Annotated in this window: 17 protein-coding genes; 9 read left to right on the top strand and 8 right to left on the bottom strand. The window is 67.6% G+C overall.

Annotated elements, in window-relative coordinates; all coding sequences use genetic code 11:
• Nucleotides 1-69: 69 nt before the first annotated feature.
• Nucleotides 70-1,050 carry a tripartite tricarboxylate transporter substrate binding protein gene (locus tag K6V06_RS16205; RefSeq protein ID WP_222245051.1) on the top strand — a complete coding sequence of 327 codons (981 nt, stop codon included), beginning with the start codon at nucleotides 70-72 and terminating at the stop codon, nucleotides 1,048-1,050.
• Complete coding sequence (locus tag K6V06_RS16200; RefSeq protein WP_222245050.1) at nucleotides 1,050-2,072, top strand: NAD(P)-dependent oxidoreductase; 1,023 nt, start codon at nucleotides 1,050-1,052, stop codon at nucleotides 2,070-2,072. Before K6V06_RS16205 ends, K6V06_RS16200 begins: the two co-directional genes overlap by 1 nt.
• Nucleotides 2,073-2,328: 256 nt before the next feature.
• Here the strand turns inward: K6V06_RS16200 and K6V06_RS16195 are convergent, their stop codons facing one another.
• Complete coding sequence (locus K6V06_RS16195) at nucleotides 2,329-3,252, bottom strand: LysR substrate-binding domain-containing protein (protein WP_222245048.1); 924 nt, start codon at nucleotides 3,250-3,252, stop codon at nucleotides 2,329-2,331.
• On the opposite strand from K6V06_RS16195, the gene K6V06_RS20890 reads away from it, so the two are divergent.
• Nucleotides 3,230-3,700, top strand: a complete 471-nt coding sequence (locus tag K6V06_RS20890; protein WP_370637483.1) for a DUF2917 domain-containing protein — start codon at nucleotides 3,230-3,232, stop codon at nucleotides 3,698-3,700. The genes K6V06_RS16195 and K6V06_RS20890 overlap by 23 nt on opposite strands.
• Here K6V06_RS20890 and K6V06_RS16185 read toward each other — a convergent pair.
• The 4 genes from K6V06_RS16185 to K6V06_RS16170 all read right to left on the bottom strand — a co-directional run bounded on the left by K6V06_RS16185 (nucleotide 3,601) and on the right by K6V06_RS16170 (nucleotide 8,014).
• Nucleotides 3,601-4,581, bottom strand: a complete 981-nt coding sequence (locus K6V06_RS16185) for a TIGR03571 family LLM class oxidoreductase (protein ID WP_222245044.1) — start codon at nucleotides 4,579-4,581, stop codon at nucleotides 3,601-3,603. The two genes, K6V06_RS20890 and K6V06_RS16185, sit on opposite strands and share 100 nt — an antisense overlap.
• A gap of 379 nt (nucleotides 4,582-4,960) precedes the next feature.
• Nucleotides 4,961-5,260 carry an H-NS histone family protein gene (locus K6V06_RS16180; RefSeq protein WP_222245042.1) on the bottom strand — a complete coding sequence of 100 codons (300 nt, stop codon included), beginning with the start codon at nucleotides 5,258-5,260 and terminating at the stop codon, nucleotides 4,961-4,963.
• A 408-nt stretch (nucleotides 5,261-5,668) separates the two neighbouring features.
• Nucleotides 5,669-7,081 (bottom strand): dihydrolipoyl dehydrogenase, encoded by a 1,413-nt coding sequence (locus K6V06_RS16175; RefSeq protein WP_222245040.1) that lies wholly within the window; start codon nucleotides 7,079-7,081, stop codon nucleotides 5,669-5,671.
• Nucleotides 7,082-7,282: 201 nt separating this feature from the next.
• Nucleotides 7,283-8,014 (bottom strand): glutathione peroxidase, encoded by a 732-nt coding sequence (locus K6V06_RS16170; protein ID WP_222245037.1) that lies wholly within the window; start codon nucleotides 8,012-8,014, stop codon nucleotides 7,283-7,285.
• Nucleotides 8,015-8,282: 268 nt separating this feature from the next.
• On the opposite strand from K6V06_RS16170, the gene K6V06_RS16165 reads away from it, so the two are divergent.
• The 4 genes from K6V06_RS16165 to K6V06_RS16150 all read left to right on the top strand — a co-directional run bounded on the left by K6V06_RS16165 (nucleotide 8,283) and on the right by K6V06_RS16150 (nucleotide 12,037).
• Complete coding sequence (locus tag K6V06_RS16165; protein ID WP_255581889.1) at nucleotides 8,283-9,254, top strand: alpha/beta hydrolase; 972 nt, start codon at nucleotides 8,283-8,285, stop codon at nucleotides 9,252-9,254.
• 359 nt (nucleotides 9,255-9,613) lie between these two features.
• A complete protein-coding gene (locus K6V06_RS16160; protein WP_222245035.1) occupies nucleotides 9,614-10,051 on the top strand; it encodes a GNAT family N-acetyltransferase in 438 nt (145 codons plus the stop codon).
• Nucleotides 10,052-10,253: 202 nt separating this feature from the next.
• On the top strand, nucleotides 10,254-11,108 hold the full coding sequence (locus K6V06_RS16155) for a D-amino acid aminotransferase (protein ID WP_222245033.1): 855 nt from the start codon (nucleotides 10,254-10,256) through the stop codon (nucleotides 11,106-11,108).
• 134 nt (nucleotides 11,109-11,242) lie between these two features.
• Nucleotides 11,243-12,037 carry an SDR family oxidoreductase gene (locus K6V06_RS16150; protein WP_255581888.1) on the top strand — a complete coding sequence of 265 codons (795 nt, stop codon included), beginning with the start codon at nucleotides 11,243-11,245 and terminating at the stop codon, nucleotides 12,035-12,037.
• Here the strand turns inward: K6V06_RS16150 and K6V06_RS16145 are convergent.
• The 3 genes from K6V06_RS16145 to K6V06_RS16135 form a co-directional block, all read right to left on the bottom strand.
• Nucleotides 12,018-14,204 carry an FUSC family protein gene (locus tag K6V06_RS16145; protein ID WP_255581887.1) on the bottom strand — a complete coding sequence of 729 codons (2,187 nt, stop codon included), beginning with the start codon at nucleotides 14,202-14,204 and terminating at the stop codon, nucleotides 12,018-12,020. The two genes, K6V06_RS16150 and K6V06_RS16145, sit on opposite strands and share 20 nt — an antisense overlap.
• Nucleotides 14,205-14,599: 395 nt before the next feature.
• Nucleotides 14,600-16,099 carry an MFS transporter gene (locus K6V06_RS16140; RefSeq protein ID WP_222245143.1) on the bottom strand — a complete coding sequence of 500 codons (1,500 nt, stop codon included), beginning with the start codon at nucleotides 16,097-16,099 and terminating at the stop codon, nucleotides 14,600-14,602.
• Between the two features lie 20 nt (nucleotides 16,100-16,119).
• Nucleotides 16,120-16,992 (bottom strand): ParB/Srx family N-terminal domain-containing protein, encoded by an 873-nt coding sequence (locus tag K6V06_RS16135; protein WP_222245031.1) that lies wholly within the window; start codon nucleotides 16,990-16,992, stop codon nucleotides 16,120-16,122.
• A gap of 223 nt (nucleotides 16,993-17,215) precedes the next feature.
• Between K6V06_RS16135 and K6V06_RS16130 the strand changes: the two genes are divergently transcribed.
• Nucleotides 17,216-17,839 carry a uracil-DNA glycosylase family protein gene (locus K6V06_RS16130; RefSeq protein ID WP_222245029.1) on the top strand — a complete coding sequence of 208 codons (624 nt, stop codon included), beginning with the start codon at nucleotides 17,216-17,218 and terminating at the stop codon, nucleotides 17,837-17,839.
• 110 nt (nucleotides 17,840-17,949) lie between these two features.
• Nucleotides 17,950-18,912, top strand: coding sequence for a hypothetical protein (locus K6V06_RS16125; protein ID WP_222245027.1), 963 nt, complete (start codon nucleotides 17,950-17,952; stop codon nucleotides 18,910-18,912).
• Nucleotides 18,913-18,917 lie beyond the last annotated feature (5 nt).

Genomic DNA, 18,917 nt, shown 5'->3' with positions numbered 1-18,917 from the left:
CGGCGACTGACGGCGCCGCCATCCACGATCAAAATCCGTCAAACCATAACGACATACCGAGGAGACACCATGACCCGCTTCCCCCGCTCCCTGCGCGGGCTGGCCCCCGCGCTTGCCTGCGCGCTCGCCAGCCTCACCGCGTCCGCCCACGCCGACGATGCCTATCCGACCAAACCGGTGCGTGTCATCGTCGCCTTCTCGGCGGGCGGCACCACCGACATCCTGGCCCGCACGGTCAGCCAGCAGCTGTCGCAGCGCTTCAAGCAATCGTTCGTGATCGACAACCGTCCCGGCGCCGGCGGCAATATCGGCACCGAGGTGGTGGTGCGCGCTCCGGCCGATGGCTACACGCTGCTGGTCAACTCGGTCGGACCGATCTCGATCAACCAGACGCTCTACAAGCGACTGAGCTACGACCCGCTGACCGACCTGGTGCCGGTCGTGCAGATCGCCGACGTGCCGAACGTGCTCGTGGTCCATCCCTCCATGCCGGCGAAGACGCTGGAAGAGTTCGTCGCCTACGTCAAGGCCAACTCCGGCAAGCTGAACTACAGCTCCACCGGCGTCGGCACCTCCTCGCACCTGTCCAGCTTCATGCTGACCGAACGCATCGGCGCCACCGCGACCCATATTCCCTACAAGGGCGCGGACGCGCTGAACGACCTGATGGCCAATCGCGTGCAGTTCATGTTCGCCACCATTCCCTCGGTCATTCCGCACATCAAGTCCGGCAAGCTGCGCGCGCTCGCCGTCAGCAGCACCAAGCGCTCGCGCTCCATGCCGGATGTCCCCACCGTCGCCGAGAAAGGATTCCCCGGCTTCGAGGCCGGCTCCTGGTTCGGCTTCTTCGCGCCGAAGGGCACGCCCAACGACGTCGTCAAGCAGCTGAATCAGGCGGTCAACGAGGTACTGCCGTCGCTGCAGGCGCAGATGATCCGCGAAGGCGCCGACCCGGTCGGCGGCACGCCGGAGCAATTCGGCAAGTTCACCCGGGCCGAATACGTCAAATGGAAGGAAGTCGTGAAGGCGTCCGGCGCCACGGTGGAGTGATGACGCAAGCCGCCGCTTCGACCGAAGCGTGGGGGATTGCCGATGCCGCGGCGCCCCTGCGCATCCTGCTGTCCGAGCAGGCTGCGCGTACCGTCGGTGCGCGCATCGACCAGGTACTGCGGGGCCGCCGCTGGACGGCGGTCTCGCCGCCGGCCATCGACGACGCGGGCGCGATCGACGCCGACATCGCTTTCGTCTCGCGCGACGTGACCGGCCTGTCCACCAAGCACGAGGTGCAGCCTGCCACCGCGCGCTTCTACACGGCGATGCTGCAAGCGCCGTCTCTGCGTTGGGTGCACGTCCATTCGGCGGGCGCCGACCGCCCGGTGTACGTCCAGCTGCGCGAGCGCGGCGTGGAGGTATCGACCTCCTCCGGCGCAAACGCCGCCGTGGTCGCGCAGACCGCGCTGGCCGGACTGCTGGCGCTGGCACGGCATTTCCCGCAGCTGCTGGACGCGCAGCGCGAGAAGCGCTGGGCCCCGCTGATCGCCAGCGGACTGCCCCGCGACCTGCAGGGGCAGACCGCCACCATCGTGGGCTGGGGCCCGATCGGCCAGCAGATCGGCGCGGTATTGCGCGTGCTCGGCCTGCGCGTCGTGGTGGTACGCCAGAGCGCGCAGCCCGCCGGCGATGGCCTTGAAACCATCGCATTCTCCAATCTCGACGAAGTCCTGCCGCGCACCGACTGGCTGGTCCTCGCCTGCCCGCTGACCGCGCAGACGCGCGGACTCATCGACGCACACGCCCTCGCGCGACTGGCCCACGGCGCGCGAGTGATCAACGTCTCGCGCGGAGAAGTGGTCGACGAAGCGGCGCTGATCGAAGCGCTGCGCAGCGGCAAGCTGGCGGGCGCCTACCTGGACGTCTTCGCGCACGAGCCGCTGCCTGCGGACTCGCCGCTGTGGGACATGCCCAATGTTCTGGCTACCCCGCACAGCGCCGGCTTCTCCGACGGCAACGCGGCGCGTGTCGTGGAAATGTTCCTGAGCCGCTTGCAAGGCTGGGCGGCGGTCAACACCTGAGTCAGCCGGGCTGACGCCCGATGCCCTCTCCCCCGGCCCCCTCCCGGGGAGCGGGAGAGGGGAGAAGACAGACGGCCTCTCCGGCACCAGCGGTTTGCTCCCCTCTCCCGCCCTGCGGGAGAGGGGACGGGGGAGAGGGCAATGCACCGCGAGCACCCACCGCCAGACCCGAAGGACGAGGTACAGGCCGCGAACGAGGACAGATTCACCGAGCCGGGCGGACGAAGACCCGGAGCGCCCCGCGACGAGCGGGGCCTCACCCGGTCACATCGGCCGCCAGCTCCATCAGCAACCAGTCCCGAAACCGCATTGCCACCGCACGCGTGCGGGGGTTGCCCGTGACCACCAGCTCGTATTCCAGGCCGTCGGCCGCATGGTCGGGAAACACCACGGCAAGCCGGCCTTGCGCAAGCGCGGGCAGGATCAGCGGCGCGCGGCCGATGGCAATGCCCGCACCCTGGAGCGCGGCCTCGACCACATGGTCATAGCGGGAAAAATACAGGCAGGGTTGATCGGGCATCGGTTGCAGGCCGAGCCGCGCATACCACTGCGTCCACGACATCCAGCCAAAGCGCGTGCCCGGGTCGTGAAACACCAGCAGCGGCACCCGTTGCAGGTCCTCGGGCTGCCGCAGGCGCGCCGCCACCTCCGGCGCGGCGACCAGCATCAGCCGCTCGCGCAGCAGCGGCTTCTCTTCAAGCTGCCCCGGCATCCGCAATCGGATCGCGAGATCATAGCCGTCGCGCTCGAGACTTGCCATTGCTTCCGACGCATCGATGCGCACATCGATCTCCGGCGCGTACCGCTGCAACCGGGTGAGCCGCGGCACCAGCCATAGCGAGGCGAACGAGGGCGTGGTCGTCACCGCCAGTGCGGCGCGTGGCGGGGTGACGATGGTGCCGACCGCGTCGCCCAGCGCGTCGAGCGCGGTCCGGGTGGCCTGCAGCAGCAGGCGGCCTTCCTGCGTCAACGCAAGCCCCTTGCCGCCACGGCGGAACAGCGCGGTGCCGAGCGCATCCTCCAGGCTCTTGACCTGCTTGCTGACCGCGGACTGCGTCAGGTACAGCTCGTCGGCCGCGGCGGTGAAGCTCAGATGCCGGGCGGCGCTGTCGAAGCCGCGCAGCGCGTCGAGCGATAGCGCGCGGAGGGCAGCGGCGATGTCGGGGCGGTTCGGCGTCATGAATGGGCGGCATGGCTCGGATGACCAAACATCCGGGCATCGTGACCGGGGCAAGCCCAGAATGCAAGCAGACCAATTCGCGAGGACGGGGGACAACATGGAACCGCGACTGCTTGGCGGCTGGATCGAAGGCTGGATCGACCGGGGGCCGTGCCGGCTACGCGTCCCGGACGGCTACCGCCTCCTCTGCCTGCAAGGAACGCTGTGGCTGACCTGCGAATCGCGGGTGGCTGGTACAGCCGTGGCCGACCTCGTGCTGCAGGCCGGCGACCAATGGCAGATGGACGGCGAGGCGTCGCTGATCGCGTCCGCGCTGGGAGGGCAGCCGGTCAGGCTGGCCTTTGCCCTTCAGGCGCCGCGGCGAAACGCCGGCAGCACGGCATCGGCGAGCTCATCCAGCATGGACGCATGCGGCCGCCCGTTGCCTGCCAGGTTCAGCGCGACGTGATGCGTGCCCTCCTCGCGCAATTGCTCGAGGATCGGCACCAGCGTCCGGCTACCGGCTCGATAGCCCAGTGGCAGCGCCTGCGGCGGTGCATCGGGATCATCGTCGAGCTCGAGCCGCATCGACACGCTGAAGCTGCGGAACGCCTCGGGCACGATACGCTCCACTGCGCGCCGCCACAGCCGATAGCGTTCCCGCTGGATCTCGGGCGCGCGGTGATAGGTGGCCCAGCCGATCGAATGGGCCGCGATCCACTCCACGCTTTGCCCTGCCGAACCGACTGTCAGCATCGGCACCGGCCGCGCGGGCCGGGGCAGCAGCGTAAAGCCCTGCGTTTGCGCGGGACCGTCGGCTGTGTGCATCGGCACCAGGTCGGGGACGATGCGACTGTCGGGAGCGAGGGCCGCCGCGACGATGTCCCAGTTGTGCCGGAACAGGGCGCGACGCGCGTCCGGCGCCCGCCCGAAGGCCGCATACTCGGCGGGCCGGTCCCCCGACCCCAGGCCCAGCAGCAGCCGTCCTTCCGACAACGCCCCGACTGACACGGCGGCCTTGGCCACGTGCAGGGGATGACGCAGGGTCAGGACGATGGCCCCTGTCACCAGCGCAATGCGTTGCGTGCGCACGGCCAGCGCCCCGAGCGCGACCCAGGGGTCGATATGGCCGAGCGGATCGGGGTAGTCGGGGGTATTGAGCGGAACGTCACGGATCCACAGAGCATCGAAGCCGAGCTGGTCAGCCTGGACCGCAAGCGCCAGCTGCTGCGCCAGATCGACCTGCACGGTACCGGGGCGAACCAGCGGCATCACCAGCCCGATGCCCATCTCCCCTTGGCGGAACAGCACTTGATCGACGCCCGCGGGCGTGTCGGATTCGACGTTCATCGGCAAAGGCTTCCGGAAGATCGCACCCGCGCCAGGGCGGCGCGGCTGCCGATGATTATAGAGGTACGGGTACGGGCGCCAGCCGTCGGGTGCGAAGGGGCGTGTCGGCGCGGATACCGCTGGAGCAGCTTGCCTGCATCCACCACCCTTTCGTTATGGGGTAATTGCTTAACTAAATCTCACCGCAGTGCAGCAAGAGAGAAAGCGCCCTATAAGCCCCACATTAACACCAGCGCGATTCACATGAGCGCCTTCTCCTGCGCGTTGGCTGCCCGCCTGTTTCAAGCCCGATACAGTCCGCGCGAATAGACCGACCGTCCGGTATATCCGTTCCCGTCAACGGTCAATCGTCGCCCGTTATGGCGACGAAATGCGCGGATTATTCGGCGATCAGGAACTTGTCCCGGTTCTTGCCCAGCCAGGCCGGTGCGCGGCCACGGCCGGACCAGGTTTTGCCGGTCTTCGGATCGCGGTACTTCGGCGGCAGTCCGCTGGCGGACGCCGGGTTCTTGCGGGGCCGGCCCCGGCGTCGTGGCGCCAGATCCTCGATAGTGAGGCCGTACTCTTCCATCAGCCCCTGGATCTGGGCAATGACGTCGGAGATTTCGTTCCGGCGAACTTCCTCCAGCTGGGCCTCCAGTTTTTCCTTTTCCGCCAGCAATTGCTTGTAAGTAGCCATTCGATATTCCTTCGGGGAAGTTGTTCTGGATAGAAACACGGATCGGGGATAGTGATGCCGCTGGCAGGCCTTCCCCGATCGGCCGATATCCGCCAATGGACGGATCGGGCCGGCTTCGCGTCAATCACCGCCTTTACGGCAGGAGGCGTCAAAGGAAGACCTGGGCCGTATTAATCGGTGAGTGGCCATTATGCTAGCGCACTGCAACAGACCTCGTCATCGGGATTTGCACCGTGCCCAAAAAAACAAAAACCGCCCCACAGCCTAAAACGGCGCCGTGGAGCGGAACGGGGTAAGCGGCAATCCGGAATATGGATGAAGCTGGGGCCAGCGATGGGTTGCGCCGGCGAACCGTTTTCCCCAGCCCCGCTGGCGGACGAGGGGCCGGGGGAAGCGAGGTTGCGCGAATCAGGCCGACAACTTCGCCAGCGCGTCACGCAAGGCGGTACGCAGACCTTCCTCGACAACCGGGTGATAGAACGGCATCGCCAGCATCGCCTCGATGGTCAATCCCTGCTGATACGCCCAGGCCAGCAGGTGGGCGATGTTCTCCGCGCGCGGACCGGTCCATTCCGCGCCGAGGAAGCGGCCGCTCGACCGGTCGGCATATACGTGCATCAGCCCGCGGTTCTTCAGCATGACGCGGCTGCGGCCCTGGTCCTCGAAGCTGACCTCGCCGATAACGAAGCTGCCCGTTTCCAGATCGGCGTAACGCTGTCCGACCATGGCGATCTGCGGATCCGAGAACACGATGCCCAGCGGCGCGCGACGTGCCAGCGGCCTGACCTGCGGCCACGATGCCGCGTTTTCCCCGGCGGCCTTGCCTTCGTCGGCGGCCTCGTGCAACAGCGGCAGCACGTCATTGGCATCGCCGGCGATAAAGACCGGCGAGCTGCCGCATTGCAGGGTCGCGGCATCGAACACCGGCACCCCGCGCTTGTCCAGCTCGAGGCCGGTATTCTCCAGGCCCAGGCCGCGCACGTTGGGCGTGCGGCCGGTCGCGGCCAGCACGTAGTCGAAGCGTTCGGTCACCGTATTGCCCTCGCGATCGAGGAAGGTGATGACCGCCTCGTCGCCCTCGCGCTGCATCCGCGACACCTTGGCGTCCGGATCCAGATGGAACTCCTCACGGAAGGTCCCCGCGGCGTAGTCACGGATGGCGGGGTCGGTCAGCGGACCCACGCCACCGCGCACGCCGAACACGCGCACCCGCACGCCAAGACGCGAGAGCGCCTGGCCCAGTTCCAATCCGATCACGCCAGGGCCGAACACGGCGACGCTGCGCGGCAGGTCCTCCCACGCGAAGACGTCATCATTGACGATCAAGCGGTCGCCGAAAACGCGGAACGGCTCGGGCACGGCGGGGCTGGAGCCGGTGGCGATGACCACGCGGCTGGCCCGCACGAGGGTATGGCCGCCCACTTCGAGCACGGTGTTGTCGATGAATCGGGCGTACCCCCGGATGCGATCCTGTTCCGGAATTTTCTCGACGCCGCGCACCACGAAGCCGACGAAGCGGTCACGCTCGCGGCGCACCCGGTCCATCACCTCGCGCCCCTCGATGCGGATCTGGCCATCGACATGCACGCCGAACGGCCCGGTATGGCGCAGCTCGTGCGCGGCCTCGGCGGCGGCGATCAGCAGCTTGGACGGCATGCAGCCGACCCGCGCGCAGGTGGTGCCGTATTCCCCGCCCTCGATGATGACGGCCCGCTTGCCGGCTGCCTTGGCAGCGCGATAGGCGGCAAGGCCTGCGGTACCGGCGCCAATGACGGCAACATCGGTCTGAAGCGTGGTTTGAAGCGCGGTCTCGGTGCTCATGTTATTCCTGAAATGCTGTTGATCCGTTGACTGGTTTATCCACCTAGGGGCGGCGCCAATCGATTCGAGAAATTCTGGGTAACGTCAATCCTCGGACCCGATGGCAGCACGCCACCATCGGGTCCGGCGACTGCCGGAACCGCGCCCCGTTTTTGGCGGGGGACAAACGCAGGACGCGGGTGGGGGAGAATTGACCGGGCGTCAGGCCTTCAGGAACGCTTCGAGCTGTTCCGCGCCGCCGATCAGCTTGCCGTTGATGAATACCTGCGGGGCGGTCATCGTGCCGGACACGGCGCCGAGCACCTTGCCGCGGACCTTGTGTTCCAGCGGCAGGTCGACGTAGTCGTAGCCGTTATCGGCCAGCAGTTGCTTGGCCTTGGCGCAGAAGGGGCAGCCTTCCTTCGAGAACACCACCGCCTGGTCCGGCTTCTTCGCGTTCGGCGCGACATAGTCCAGCATCGTGTCGGCGTCCGACACCTTGAACGGGTCGCCCGGCTCTTCCGGCTCGATGAACATCTTCTCGACCACGCCGTTCTTCACCAGCATCGAATAGCGCCAGCTGCGCTTGCCGAAGCCGAGGTCGGCCTTGTCCACCAGCATGCCCATGCCTTCGGTGAACTCGCCGTTGCCGTCCGGAATCATCACGATGTTCTGCGACTCCTGGTCCTTGGCCCACTCGTTCATCACGAAGGTGTCGTTGACCGACACGCACAGGATGGCGTCGACACCGTGCCTGGCAAAGACCGGCGCCAACTCGTTGTAGCGGGGCAGATGGGTCGACGAACAGGTCGGGGTGAAGGCGCCCGGCAGCGAGAAGAGAACGATGGTCTTGTTGTCGAACAGTTCGGCAGTGGTCAGGTTCTTCCACTCGTTGTTCTCGCGGACGCGGAACGTGACGTTGGGGATGCGTTGGCCTTCGCGGGATTGCAGCATGAGATCTCTCCTGTCCTGGATACTGGGTAAGTTGTCTGTCTTGCTTGTGGCTGGCTGTTCATTGCAGCGACGGACGAATTGTGCGGATGTCGCCGAAATTTGTGAAATTCATCGTTTCAACCATGTCGATTAGGTTTATCTATTAAGGCTTCGGCGCTACTGGAGTGGAGTGCCGCCCAGCGACGCTCGTTACCTGGCGAAACAACTTTCGTACCGGCGCGGGCCGAGTGGATTTGCCGTCTCTACAGGAATGGTTTAGCCTGCCCCGATGCATGACACCGACCCCAAGGACGTTTCCACGCGGCCCCTGCTGCGTGGACTGGCCCGCCTTCCTTACCGGGCCCTCGCCACCACCGCCGCGCTGACGGCCGGGGCCTTCATCGGCTATTGGACATACCTGGCGGTCAACCAGGGGCGGCTGCTGTTCGACGCCCGGCGGCGCGAACCGCGCGAACTGCCGGAGGGCATTACGGCCTACTCCCATGCGATCCCGGGCGGCATGCTGCGCGGCTACGCCTGGCGAGCCGACGCCCGGCAGGATGTGACGGACCTGCTCTTTTATCTGCCCGGGCGCGGGGAAGATGTGCTCGACACGATGAAATTCCTGGACTGGCTACCGGCCCAGGTTGGCTTCGCCACCTTCGATTACCGGGGCATGGGCGATTCCGACGGCGAGCCGTCGGCCGCCGCCGCGGTGGCCGACGCCAGCCAGTTCCTGCTCCACCTGCGCCGGGTGCTGCCGGGGGTGCGGGTGCATGTCGTGGGCCGCAGCCTGGGCACCGGCGTCGCGGTCCAACTGGCCGACCTCCAGGATTTCGAGAGCCTGCAGTTGATCACTCCCTACGATTCGCTGATCGAGGTGGTGCGCAAGCGCTTTCCGCTGGTCCCCTTGCGGCAGCTGATGCGACACCACTTCGATTCGATCGCACATTGCAAGAAAGTCGTGCAGCGGACGAAGGTGCTGCTTGCCGAAGTCGACGTGGTGGTGCCGCACGAGTGTTCGGAGCGGCTCATGGCCGCCTGGCCGGGACCGGTTGCGGTCGAAACCATCGCCGGCACCGATCACTCGAGCATCGTTGCCCACCGCCGCACCTGGGAAGCGATGACGGAGTTTGCGCTGCACTTCGCGCGGCATCCCGAACTTGACGCCCATGGCAACCGGCTGGACGAAGTCGACATGCCGGCGCCCGTGCCAGCCGACGAGACACCGCTGCACGTGGCCGGAACTGGTGGCGGGTGAACCACCTGCTTCCCGCTGGAATGGACATGTAGGACGAATCCTCGGGCTAATCAGTCCATCGCCTACGGCAAGCCGGACGACGCTGCCGGATACTCGGGGAGAACCAACAAACCCGCCGCCCGTCGTCGTGCTCACCTTTCTGCTGATCACTCTCGCCGGCCTGGGCCTTATCGCCATCGTCATCTATTTGTCCCGATGACACGAGCAAGGACGGCTTGACTTCGGCCCTTCCTTTGCCCACGCTTTTTGCAATGGGCGAGGACCGTGCCGCCCCTGATCCGTCAACGCTTTCGCCGCAGCCAGCCGGCCGATATGTGCCACGTTTTCGCCGCGTCCCCCGCGTGCAACCGGAGAGCCTGATGCGCCCCCATGCCGCCACCCAATACGATCTCCAGGACATCAAGGGTCTCTTGATTACCTGCGGCCTGCCTTGCCAGGGCCTGCCGGACCATCCCGGGGCGTATCTGGTGGTGCGGGACACCGCGGGCATGCTCGGCTGCGCCTGCGTCGAGCCGTATGGGTCGGTCGCCGTGCTGCGCGCCATTGCCGTCGCTGAACGCGGGCGCCGCGCCGGTCTGGGGGAGCTGCTGATGGAAGCCCTGGTATCCCAGGTGCGCCAGAGCGGCGTACAGACCCTTGTCCTGCGCTCGCGCGACGCCAGCGGCTACTTCATGCGGCTTGGATTCACGCCGCTCGAGCCTGCCGCCGTGCCGCCGTCGGTGCGCGGGGCTCCGGGATTTGCCGCCGAGGGCGCCAGCGGCATCGACAAGGACCTGCTGATGCAGGCCGAGCTCTGAGCGAGGCCAGCGCCTTCCCTCCCTGAACGCGGTCGAGCCGCCGGCCGTGCAACGGCTCTCATGCAACTTCGGCATGAAGCGCCGCCTTCACCTGTGAAAGAATTGGCTGGTCCTTTCCTACCATGCAGAAGGACTGCCGGTGGCGTTGGCCCTGCCCTGACGCCGCCCTCTTTCCGACCCAGCCAGCGCCATCGCACCGCCCATGACTGTCCCCACCGATTCCATCGTGTACCTGAACGGCGAGATGCTGCCTATCGCCGACGCCCGCATCCCGGTCCTGGACCGCGGCTTCATCTTCGGCGACGGCGTGTACGAGGTGATCCCGGTCTACGGCGGCAAGCCGTTCCGCGCGCAGGAGCATCTGGCCCGGCTGGCGCGCAGCCTCGACGCGATCGGTATTCCGAATCCGCATGACGAGGCCGGCTGGCGTGCGTTGATCGCGGACCTGATGCGCGCCAATCCGATGCCGGACCAGATGGTCTACATCCAGGTGACGCGCGGCGTCGCCCGCCGCATGCATGCCTTTCCGAAGGACGCCACGCCGACCGTGTTCCTGATGGCAAGCCCGATGGCCCTGCCCCCGGCCGCCGCGGTGGAACGGGGCGTGGCGTGCGTCACGATGGAGGACCGCCGCTGGCTCCACTGCCAGATCAAGTCCACCTCGCTGCTGGGCAACGTGTTGGCCGCGCAGACCGCTGCCAGCCACGGCGTTACCGAGGCGATCCAGTTCCGCGACGGCCTGCTGACCGAAGCCTCGGCCTCCAACGTCTGGGTCGTGCGCAATGGCGCGGTCGCGGCGCCGACGAAGGACAACCGTATCCTGGAGGGCATTCGCTACGGACTGATCGAGGAACTGTGCGAGGGCTTCGGCATCCCGCTGGTGGCGCGCGACATCCCGCGCGACGAGGTGTTCGCCGCAGACGAGGTGCTGCTGTCGTCCGCCAGCAAGGAAATCCTGCCGGTGGTCACCATCGACGGCAGGACAATCGGCAGCGGCAAGCCGGGGCCGGTCTTTCGCCAGCTGTATTCGGCATACCAGCACGCCAAGCGCGGCTGATGCCCTTTCCCCTGGGAAAGCGAGACGCAACCCGGGGATTGTTTGCGCCGGCTGAACAGCCTGCGCAGGATTTGCCCGTTTATCGGGCAGCGCGTGGACAGCATCATTGGGCATCACCGACAAGGAGCCCAACCATGATGCCGAATTCCTCTTCCTCCCTGCCCTCCGCCGACGCGGTTCGCAACACCAGCCCTTCGCCCGCGCAGCGCGTGGCCATCGTGACCGGGTCCAGCCGCGGCATCGGCGCCAGCATCGCCAGACGCCTGGCCGCCGATGGCTTCAGCGTGGCCATCAACTACACGCGTGGCTCGGCGGATGCGGAATCGATGGCGGCCGGACTGAACGGCGCGGGCCACCGCGCGATCGCGGTGCAAGCCGACGTTTCCGACTCCGCCGCGGTGGCGCGCATGTTCGATACCACCGAGGCAGAGCTGGGCAAGGTCGACGTGCTGGTCAACAACGCTGGCATGCTGCTGACCGCGCCGCTTGCCGAGATCACCGACGAGCAGTACGCGCGCATCTTCGCCATCAATGTGCAGGGCAGTTTCAATACGATGCGCGAGGCGGTGCGCCGGCTGAACGATGGCGGCCGCATCGTCAATCTCTCGAGCACGACGCTGGCCCTGCACCTGCCTGGCTACGCCATTTACAACGCGACCAAGGGCGCGATCGAGGGCATGACCATGGTGGTGGCGCGTGAACTGCGCGGGCGCCGGATCACGGTCAACGCCGTCGCCCCCGGCCCCGTTGCCACCGAACTCTTTCTGTCCGGCAAGACCGAGGAGCAGATCGCGCATTTCTCGCGGATGCCGCCGCTCGAGCGCCTGGGCCAACCCGAGGACATCGCCGGGGTCGTCGCCTTTCTTGCCAGTCCCGAGGGCGGCTGGATCAACGGCCAGGTGGTACGGGTCAACGGCGGGCTGGCCTGACCGCATCAGCGCGGGGCACCCGCAGGACGAGGGCATCGGCATGGGCCGCGGCAATGCTGGCCCACGCAAGCGCCACCTGCTCCTGCAGGAAGACGTCGCGCGAAGCGCGGTCGTGTGCTGTTTCCGCGCGGGCACGCGCGCCTGCGATTTCCCTGTCGGCCTCGTTGAGATCCTGCAGCCCTGGCCGGACCGCCAGTGTCGCAAGCGCTGCGCGTACCTGGTCGACCCGATGCCGCGTCGCGTCGGCCACCGATCCCGCCTCCTCGCCGCCTGACGCTTCCGCACGCAGCAGCCCGGCCAAGGCCGCCATGCGCCGCAGCGTGGCATGCAGGCTGGCGAATGCGCTGGCCGTGGCCGGAGCGATGTCGGACCCGGCCTGCTCCAGACACTGCTCGGCCCGCACCGACGCGCGTCCCGCCGCGACCCGCATCGCCTCCAGCGATGCCTCCCGCTGGGACGCGCCGTGTCGATCCAGCGCGGCCGAGAACGCGGCGCGCAGATAGATGGCGTGGACCTCCAGCGCATCCAGCGTGAACCGGCGTGCCCGCGACACTTCCGCCCGCTGGGTAAGCAAGGCGTAGCTGGCGAGCGCGATCAGGCAACCGAGCGCGGTATCCAGCCCCCGCAGCGCGGCGAAATGACTGCCATCGGCGCCGGGCTCGCCGATCCACGAAAACAGGATCACGGCAGGCGTCAGCATCGAGGCGAAGACGCCGAGATGCCCGGCCAGCCGTGCGCTATAGGCCAGGCCAAGACACCCTGCGCTGATCGGCAGGGCGAGCCACGGTGGCACCTGGCCAAGCGCCAGCATGAAGACCATCAGCGTGGCCAGCAGCGCGCCGGCAAGCGAGCCGGCGAAGCGCTGCAGCGTGATCCGCCGGGTGGTCTGCAGCTGGGGCGTCAGCACCATGATCACCGTCACGGCCACCCAGTACCCGTGGTCCAGTTCCAGCAGATGCCCGGGCAGCAGGCTCAGACCGCCCGCGAAGGCGAGGCGCAGCGCATGGCGGCTGACACGCGCGTCGCGCGCGAGATGTTCGACCAGCGCCTGGCGGCACTGCCGCAGCGTTAGCCACAGCGAGGGGCGCGGCCAGCGAAACGCGCCGCGCCAGTCCTCGAAGGCGCCAAAGCGGGCGAGCGTGGACAGCGCAGCCTGATACAGCGGCGGCGCCCCGCCGTTGGCCAGCTGACCGTGCAGGTGCCGCAGTTGCCGATGCGAGGCGCGCGTGAGCGCTGGCAGGTCGGGGCCGTGCGCCTTCAGGCCATCGCGGAGCTGCGCCCGCAGATCCTCCAGGCAGCGCGCCAGATGGCGCCAAGGCACCTTGGCATAGCCCGGGCGGCCGCGCAGTTCGGCGGCAACGATCAACAGGGCGAACAGCGCATCGGCCATCGCCGCCAGGTAGCGGTAGTGGAGCAACGCCGTCGCCTCGAACCATCCGCGACGAGACTGTACCGCGGCTAGCGCCTGCTCCAGGGCCTCACGGATACGCCGCTTGTCGGCGTTCAGCCGCGCCTCGGACGGCGCGCCGTCTTCCTGGACCGATGCCAGCCGGCGCGCGAGGGTGTCGAGCGCCGCATAGGCCGCCACGATTTCGGTGCGGGGCCGGCCATCGTATGCGGACGGCAACAGGGCCAGGCAAAACAGGGACGCGAACAGGCCACCGGCCAGGAAGTCGATGCCCGCTCGCAGCGGTAGCCACGCTACGCCGACTGCGTTGGCGCCTCCGGCCCACCAGGCGCCGGAGACTTCGGTCAGCGGCTGCAACATCGAGGCGATCAGCACCACATACAACAGCTTCGCGCACAGCGCCGCGACCGGACCACGGATTTCCATCATGCCGGCGGCAAGACCGGCCATTACCACCAGGACCAGCGCCAGCGCCGGCATGCCGGCTAGCGCGGCGCCTGCCGTGCTAGCCAACGCGCCCCCGAGCGCGACCGCGCCCATCGCTTGCAGGCGCCGCCTCGCCGTTCCACCGGGGTCGGCGAGGCAGGTCCAGATCGATGCGGTGGCGGACCAGAACAGCCCGCGATCTCCCTCCAGCCACGCGAGCCACGCCAAGGCCAGAAAGGACAACCCGTACACCAGCCCGCGGCGCCAGAAGCGGGCGTAGTCGCCTGGACGAAACGAAAAACCGGCAAGGGAGAGCATTGGCGAGCGGGGCATCGGAGAGATCGTGAAACGTCTCGAGCACTCTAGGCCACTGGATGCTGCATCGCAATAAAACGGGTTCCGGCGCGTTGTTTTCCTTGGCGCGGTGCATAACCTGTCAGGCCGCTGTCAACGCCGCACCGTTTTAGTGCAACCGCCCGATATAGACCGGCCTGCGCCGGCATATCGGCGGGGATGGGGGAAGGATGGGCTGAAATACAGGTGGATGCGGGCAAAAAAAAACCGCTCGGAGAACCGAGCGGCTGGAATCCACCGAGGTGGTGGAGGAGACAGATGCAACTATACAACAACTGCTGCGTTGCAGCAAGCAGGACGGAGATTTGCCTCGCTCTGCCAGCGCCCGGGCCACCATGGTGTTGCCGATATGCAACACCATGGTGGCGTCGTCGCTACCGGTGCCGATGCAACGGTTCGGCAACCTCCTCGAGCGGCTTGCGCTCCGCGTCCACCCCGTAACGCCAGGCGAGCAGGCCCGCGCTCAGCACCATCGCGGCGCCGAGCCCATAGCCAGCCGCCACCGCTGCGCGCTCGCCGCTCTCGATCAGCATGCCGAACAGGGCGGGTCCGAGGAAGCCGCCGGTGCCCGTGCCGATCGCAAAGAAGATCGAGATGGCCAGTGCGCGCATCTCCAGCGGAAACACCTCGCTGACGGTCAGGTAGGCCGAACTCGCTGCAGCCGACGCCAGGAAGAACACGGCCGACCAGCACCAGGCCAGCCCCCGGGCGTCGAGCGCCCCGGTCAGGAACGCCCAACCGGTCAACCCCAGGCCGACGCCGGACAGCGAATAGGTCAGGCCGATCATCCGCCGCCGTCCAACCGCGTCGAACAGCGGCCCCAGGATCAGCGGACCCAGTACGTTTCCCAGGGCGAAGGGGAAGATGTACAGCGCCACGGCGTCGTCCGGCACCGCATAAAAGCGCGTCAGCACCAGCGCATAGGTGAAGAAGATGGCGTTGTAGAAGAACGCCTGCGACACCATCAAGGCCAGCGCGACCACGGTGCGGCGGCGATAGCGATGGAGCATGACCTGCGCGACCATGGCCAGCGACGGCACCCGGCTCCGCACTGCGCTGGCGGCGCGGTCGCTTGCGGCCGGCGGCGGTACGTCATCCGGCATCCGCAGGTGGGAACTGGCGCGGCCGCCATGGCGGACCGCCGCTTCGATGGCCGCCACGACTTTCGCTGCTTCTTCCGCGCGCCCATGCGTGACCAGCCAGCGCGGACTTTCGGGCACATCCCGGCGCACCAGCAGGATCGCCACGGCAAGGACGGCGCCGAGCCCGAAGCAGGCGCGCCATCCCCACTCGGCGCCGAGCACCTGGGGATCGAGCAGCACCAGGCTCAAGCCGGCCCCGAGGGCCGCCCCCAGCCAAAAACTGCCATTGATGGCGAGACTGACGCGGCCGCGCACCCGGGCAGGCACCAGTTCATCGATCGCGGAGTTGATCGCCGCATACTCGCCCCCGATGCCCAGCCCGGTGACGAAGCGGCAGATCATGAACCAGACCACGTCGGGCGCGAACGCGGTAGCGAACGTCGCCCCCATATAGACTGCCAGCGTCAGCAGGAAGAGCCGCTTGCGCCCCAGACGGTCGGCGAGCCGCCCGAACACCAGCGCACCGACGACGGCTCCCGCGATGTACAGCGAGCCGGACCAGCCAAATTCGGATGCGGACAGCCCGAGGGTGTCGGGACGCTGCAGCACGCCGCCCAGCGAGCCGACCAGCGTCACCTCCAGGCCGTCCAGCACCCAGGCCACGCCAAGCGCCAGCACCACGCGCCAGTGCCAGCGCGACCATGGCAGCGCGTCGAGCCGGGCCGGGATGTCGGCGCCCGCCGCGCCGCCACCCGCCCTGGCGTCGGATCCGGTGCTCGCGGCGTGCGGCATAACGCCGCCATCCGCGCCGGTCATTTGCCCTTGCCTGCGGCTGCCTTGGCGGGCTTGTCTGCCGCCGCCATCTGCGTACGGGTCAGCGTGGCCAGCCTGGCGCCCCTGGACTTGCCGTCGTCCTTGCGCTTCTTGCCGCTCGCCTTGCCGCCCGCCGTCTTCTCGCTCCTGCCCTTCTTCGTCCGCTTCCCGTCCCCGCGCCTGTCGTCCTCGCCAATCCAGCCGGGCAGTCCGCGCGCCTTGCCGCTACGGGCCAGCTTGACCGCCAGCGCCAGTGCCAGCGCGAAATCCGCCACGGTATCGAGGGGGCCGTCGATATGGCGGCGAAAAAAGTCAGCCCAGCGAAAGTCCGGGTACGCCTGCTTGACCTTCTCATACCCGCCCGCCAGTTGCGCAAACGCCTCCAGGCTGCGGTAGGGGTCGTCGCGCATGTCTCCGATGGAGTGCGGCAGCGCTGCCAGCGCCTGGCGCTCGCCGTACTCGTCGTAGGGATGCACCAGATGCCGCGCCTCCATCTCAAGCCAGAAGCGGTCCGGCGGCAGCCGGCTCCAGTTGTGCTTGATCACCACCGGCACGCTTTCGATGCCCAGGTCGTGCCAGGCGCGCGCCCAGTGGTGATGGTCGATCACGTAGAACGCCGGCCCTGGCCCGATCACCACGTGCAGGCGGTGGCGGTCCAGCAGCTCGATCTGCTTGCGGCCCTGATGGCGCGCCGTCGTCGCCATCTTGCTGTGAACGTGGTGCAGCCCGACCGTCATCTGCGTCGGGTGCAGTTGCGCAAGGGGGAGCGTCACGCGGGCGCCCTTGCGCCAGGCATTACCGCTGAGTACGCCGCCCGGGCCCTGCTCCTGGCCGCGGAGCTTGCCCTCCCCCGCGCGGGCGGCCGTTGGCATCGTTGAAACTTCTGCAAAGCGCTTCATCCCGTCCCCTCGCTGTTTGAAAGAAATGGACACGCGAATGGGCCTCGCGGGCCGCATCGGCCGCTGACGCGGCAAGTTCCGTGCCTCTGGGCCCGGCTGCCGGGAAACGGGGCTTGAGGTAGTATTCCGGCACCGCCGCCGCCTCCGCTGGCCCCGTTTTCACCATGCCGCCACGCGTGGCCGTCGTTGTCCTGCAATGTCCGCACTGCCCTCCCCCCTGCCTTCCCGCCTGCCCTCGCTGCTCGCCGACGTGCGCGCCTGCCGCGCCTGCGAAGGCCAGTTGCCGCTTGGGCCGCGCCCGGTGGTCCGGGCAAGTGCCAGCTCGACCATCCTGATCGTCGGCCAGGCACCGGGCACCCGTGTCCATGCCTCCGGCATCCCCTGGGACGATGCCAGCGGCAAACGGTTGCGAGACTGGCTCGGCGTCGATGCGACAACGTTCTATGACGAAACCCGGTTTGCCATCGTGCCGATGGGCTTTTGCTACCCGGGGCGGGGCACAAGTGGCGACAACCCGCCGCTGCCCGAATGCGCCCGGCGCTGGCACCGGCCCCTGATGGCCGAACTCGGGCAGATCGGCCTGACCCTGCTGATCGGCCAGTATGCGCAGCGGCACTACCTGGGCGAGCGCTGGCGCGGCTCGCTGACGGAAACCGTGATGGGGTGGCGCGACGTTGCGCCGGATTACTTGCCCCTGCCGCACCCGTCGCCGCGCAATGTCGCCTGGTTCAAGCGGCATCCCTGGTTCGAGCGGGAAGTGGTGCCGATGCTGCGGGAGAGGATCGCCGGGCTGCTGCAGCAAACCCGGCAAACCCTTTAGAGAACCGGAATCGTTGCCGTGCGCGCGCGGGCGCCGTCATACACTCCGGGGGTTCAGATGCGGACCCTGGCAGCCGATATTCCACGGGATCGACTTCCCCAGACCATTCCATGACCGAAGCCATGCAAACGCTGTACGACGAACTCGCGGCCCTGAAGGACCGCGTGCCGGGTCTTCAGCTGAAGGTGAACGGACGCAAGTACGTGCACGGATCGGAACGGCCGGAGGATACCGACATCAATCACCTGGCCCCGCGCTGGGTCCATTTCGCCCACCGCGGCACGCTGGAGAAGATCGACGACCTGCTCCCGCATGAGGGTCCGCACGAGACCTTCGAACTGCTGGCCAGCGCGCGCACCTTGCTGGAAAACCTCGTGTGGCTGCGCCTGATGGAAGCCGACAGCGATTTCGGCCTGGTGTTCTACGGTCAACTGCTGCGCAACCAGCGCCAGAACTGCGAGATCTACCTGAGCCGGCTGGCGGACGAGGCCGCGCTGTTCGAGACCGCGGCCGAGATCGATGCCGAAATCGGCCGCGAGATGGCTGACGCCATCCTGCACGCCGGGGATCCGTCGGTGCAGAAGCACATCTGGGACGTCCGCATCCACGGTCGCACCCGATTGCTGGAAGACATGATCCGCCGCGAGTTCGCCCTCTATGCCGAGCAGGCCGGGCAGATCGGCTACAGCCTGCAGGCGCGGATCCTGCGCACCCGCACCGCGCCGCGCTGCCAGGCGCAACTGGACAACATCCTCGGCTTCCAGTCGGCCTTCGACAAGGCCCTTCCCCGGCTGCTCTCCCCCCGGCTGATGGAACTGGCCACCTCGGAATGGAACTGGCGCGAGCGGGCGGCCGAAGCGGGGCTGGAGAAGCATTACCGCTTTATCGACGGGCTGGTCAATCGCCTGCTGCATGCCACGCCGATCAACCTGATCGCCGACAAGCGGCTGGTCGACGAGGAGAAGCGGCAGGTGCTGGACTACATTGTCGTGACGGCCAGGGACCTGCTCGAAATCGTCGAGCAGTTCTCGCACCCCGGCATGACGAACCTGTCCTTCGTCAAGATGCAGTGAGGCGG

This window comes from Cupriavidus sp. AU9028 (assembly GCF_019795295.1).
Classification (GTDB): Bacteria; Pseudomonadota; Gammaproteobacteria; order Burkholderiales; family Burkholderiaceae; genus Cupriavidus.
The sequence above is the reverse complement of the archived record's forward strand: the minus strand, read 5'-3'. Positions and strand labels throughout refer to the sequence as shown.

What these genes read in the sequence shown, in the direction of transcription:
- K6V06_RS16205 (WP_222245051.1), top strand. Translation starts at nt 70, where the DNA reads ATGACCCGCTTCCCCCGCTCCCTGCGCGGGCTGGCCCCCGCGCTTGCC.
- K6V06_RS16200 (WP_222245050.1), top strand. Translation starts at nt 1,050, where the DNA reads ATGACGCAAGCCGCCGCTTCGACCGAAGCGTGGGGGATTGCCGATGCC.
- K6V06_RS20890 (WP_370637483.1), top strand. Translation starts at nt 3,230, where the DNA reads ATGTCGGGGCGGTTCGGCGTCATGAATGGGCGGCATGGCTCGGATGAC.
- K6V06_RS16195 (WP_222245048.1), bottom strand. Translation starts at nt 3,252, where the DNA reads ATGACGCCGAACCGCCCCGACATCGCCGCTGCCCTCCGCGCGCTATCG.
- K6V06_RS16185 (WP_222245044.1), bottom strand. Translation starts at nt 4,581, where the DNA reads ATGAACGTCGAATCCGACACGCCCGCGGGCGTCGATCAAGTGCTGTTC.
- K6V06_RS16180 (WP_222245042.1), bottom strand. Translation starts at nt 5,260, where the DNA reads ATGGCTACTTACAAGCAATTGCTGGCGGAAAAGGAAAAACTGGAGGCC.
- K6V06_RS16175 (WP_222245040.1), bottom strand. Translation starts at nt 7,081, where the DNA reads ATGAGCACCGAGACCGCGCTTCAAACCACGCTTCAGACCGATGTTGCC.
- K6V06_RS16170 (WP_222245037.1), bottom strand. Translation starts at nt 8,014, where the DNA reads ATGCTGCAATCCCGCGAAGGCCAACGCATCCCCAACGTCACGTTCCGC.
- K6V06_RS16165 (WP_255581889.1), top strand. Translation starts at nt 8,283, where the DNA reads ATGCATGACACCGACCCCAAGGACGTTTCCACGCGGCCCCTGCTGCGT.
- K6V06_RS16160 (WP_222245035.1), top strand. Translation starts at nt 9,614, where the DNA reads ATGCGCCCCCATGCCGCCACCCAATACGATCTCCAGGACATCAAGGGT.
- K6V06_RS16155 (WP_222245033.1), top strand. Translation starts at nt 10,254, where the DNA reads ATGACTGTCCCCACCGATTCCATCGTGTACCTGAACGGCGAGATGCTG.
- K6V06_RS16150 (WP_255581888.1), top strand. Translation starts at nt 11,243, where the DNA reads ATGATGCCGAATTCCTCTTCCTCCCTGCCCTCCGCCGACGCGGTTCGC.
- K6V06_RS16145 (WP_255581887.1), bottom strand. Translation starts at nt 14,204, where the DNA reads ATGCCCCGCTCGCCAATGCTCTCCCTTGCCGGTTTTTCGTTTCGTCCA.
- K6V06_RS16140 (WP_222245143.1), bottom strand. Translation starts at nt 16,099, where the DNA reads ATGCCGCACGCCGCGAGCACCGGATCCGACGCCAGGGCGGGTGGCGGC.
- K6V06_RS16135 (WP_222245031.1), bottom strand. Translation starts at nt 16,992, where the DNA reads ATGCCAACGGCCGCCCGCGCGGGGGAGGGCAAGCTCCGCGGCCAGGAG.
- K6V06_RS16130 (WP_222245029.1), top strand. Translation starts at nt 17,216, where the DNA reads ATGTCCGCACTGCCCTCCCCCCTGCCTTCCCGCCTGCCCTCGCTGCTC.
- K6V06_RS16125 (WP_222245027.1), top strand. Translation starts at nt 17,950, where the DNA reads ATGACCGAAGCCATGCAAACGCTGTACGACGAACTCGCGGCCCTGAAG.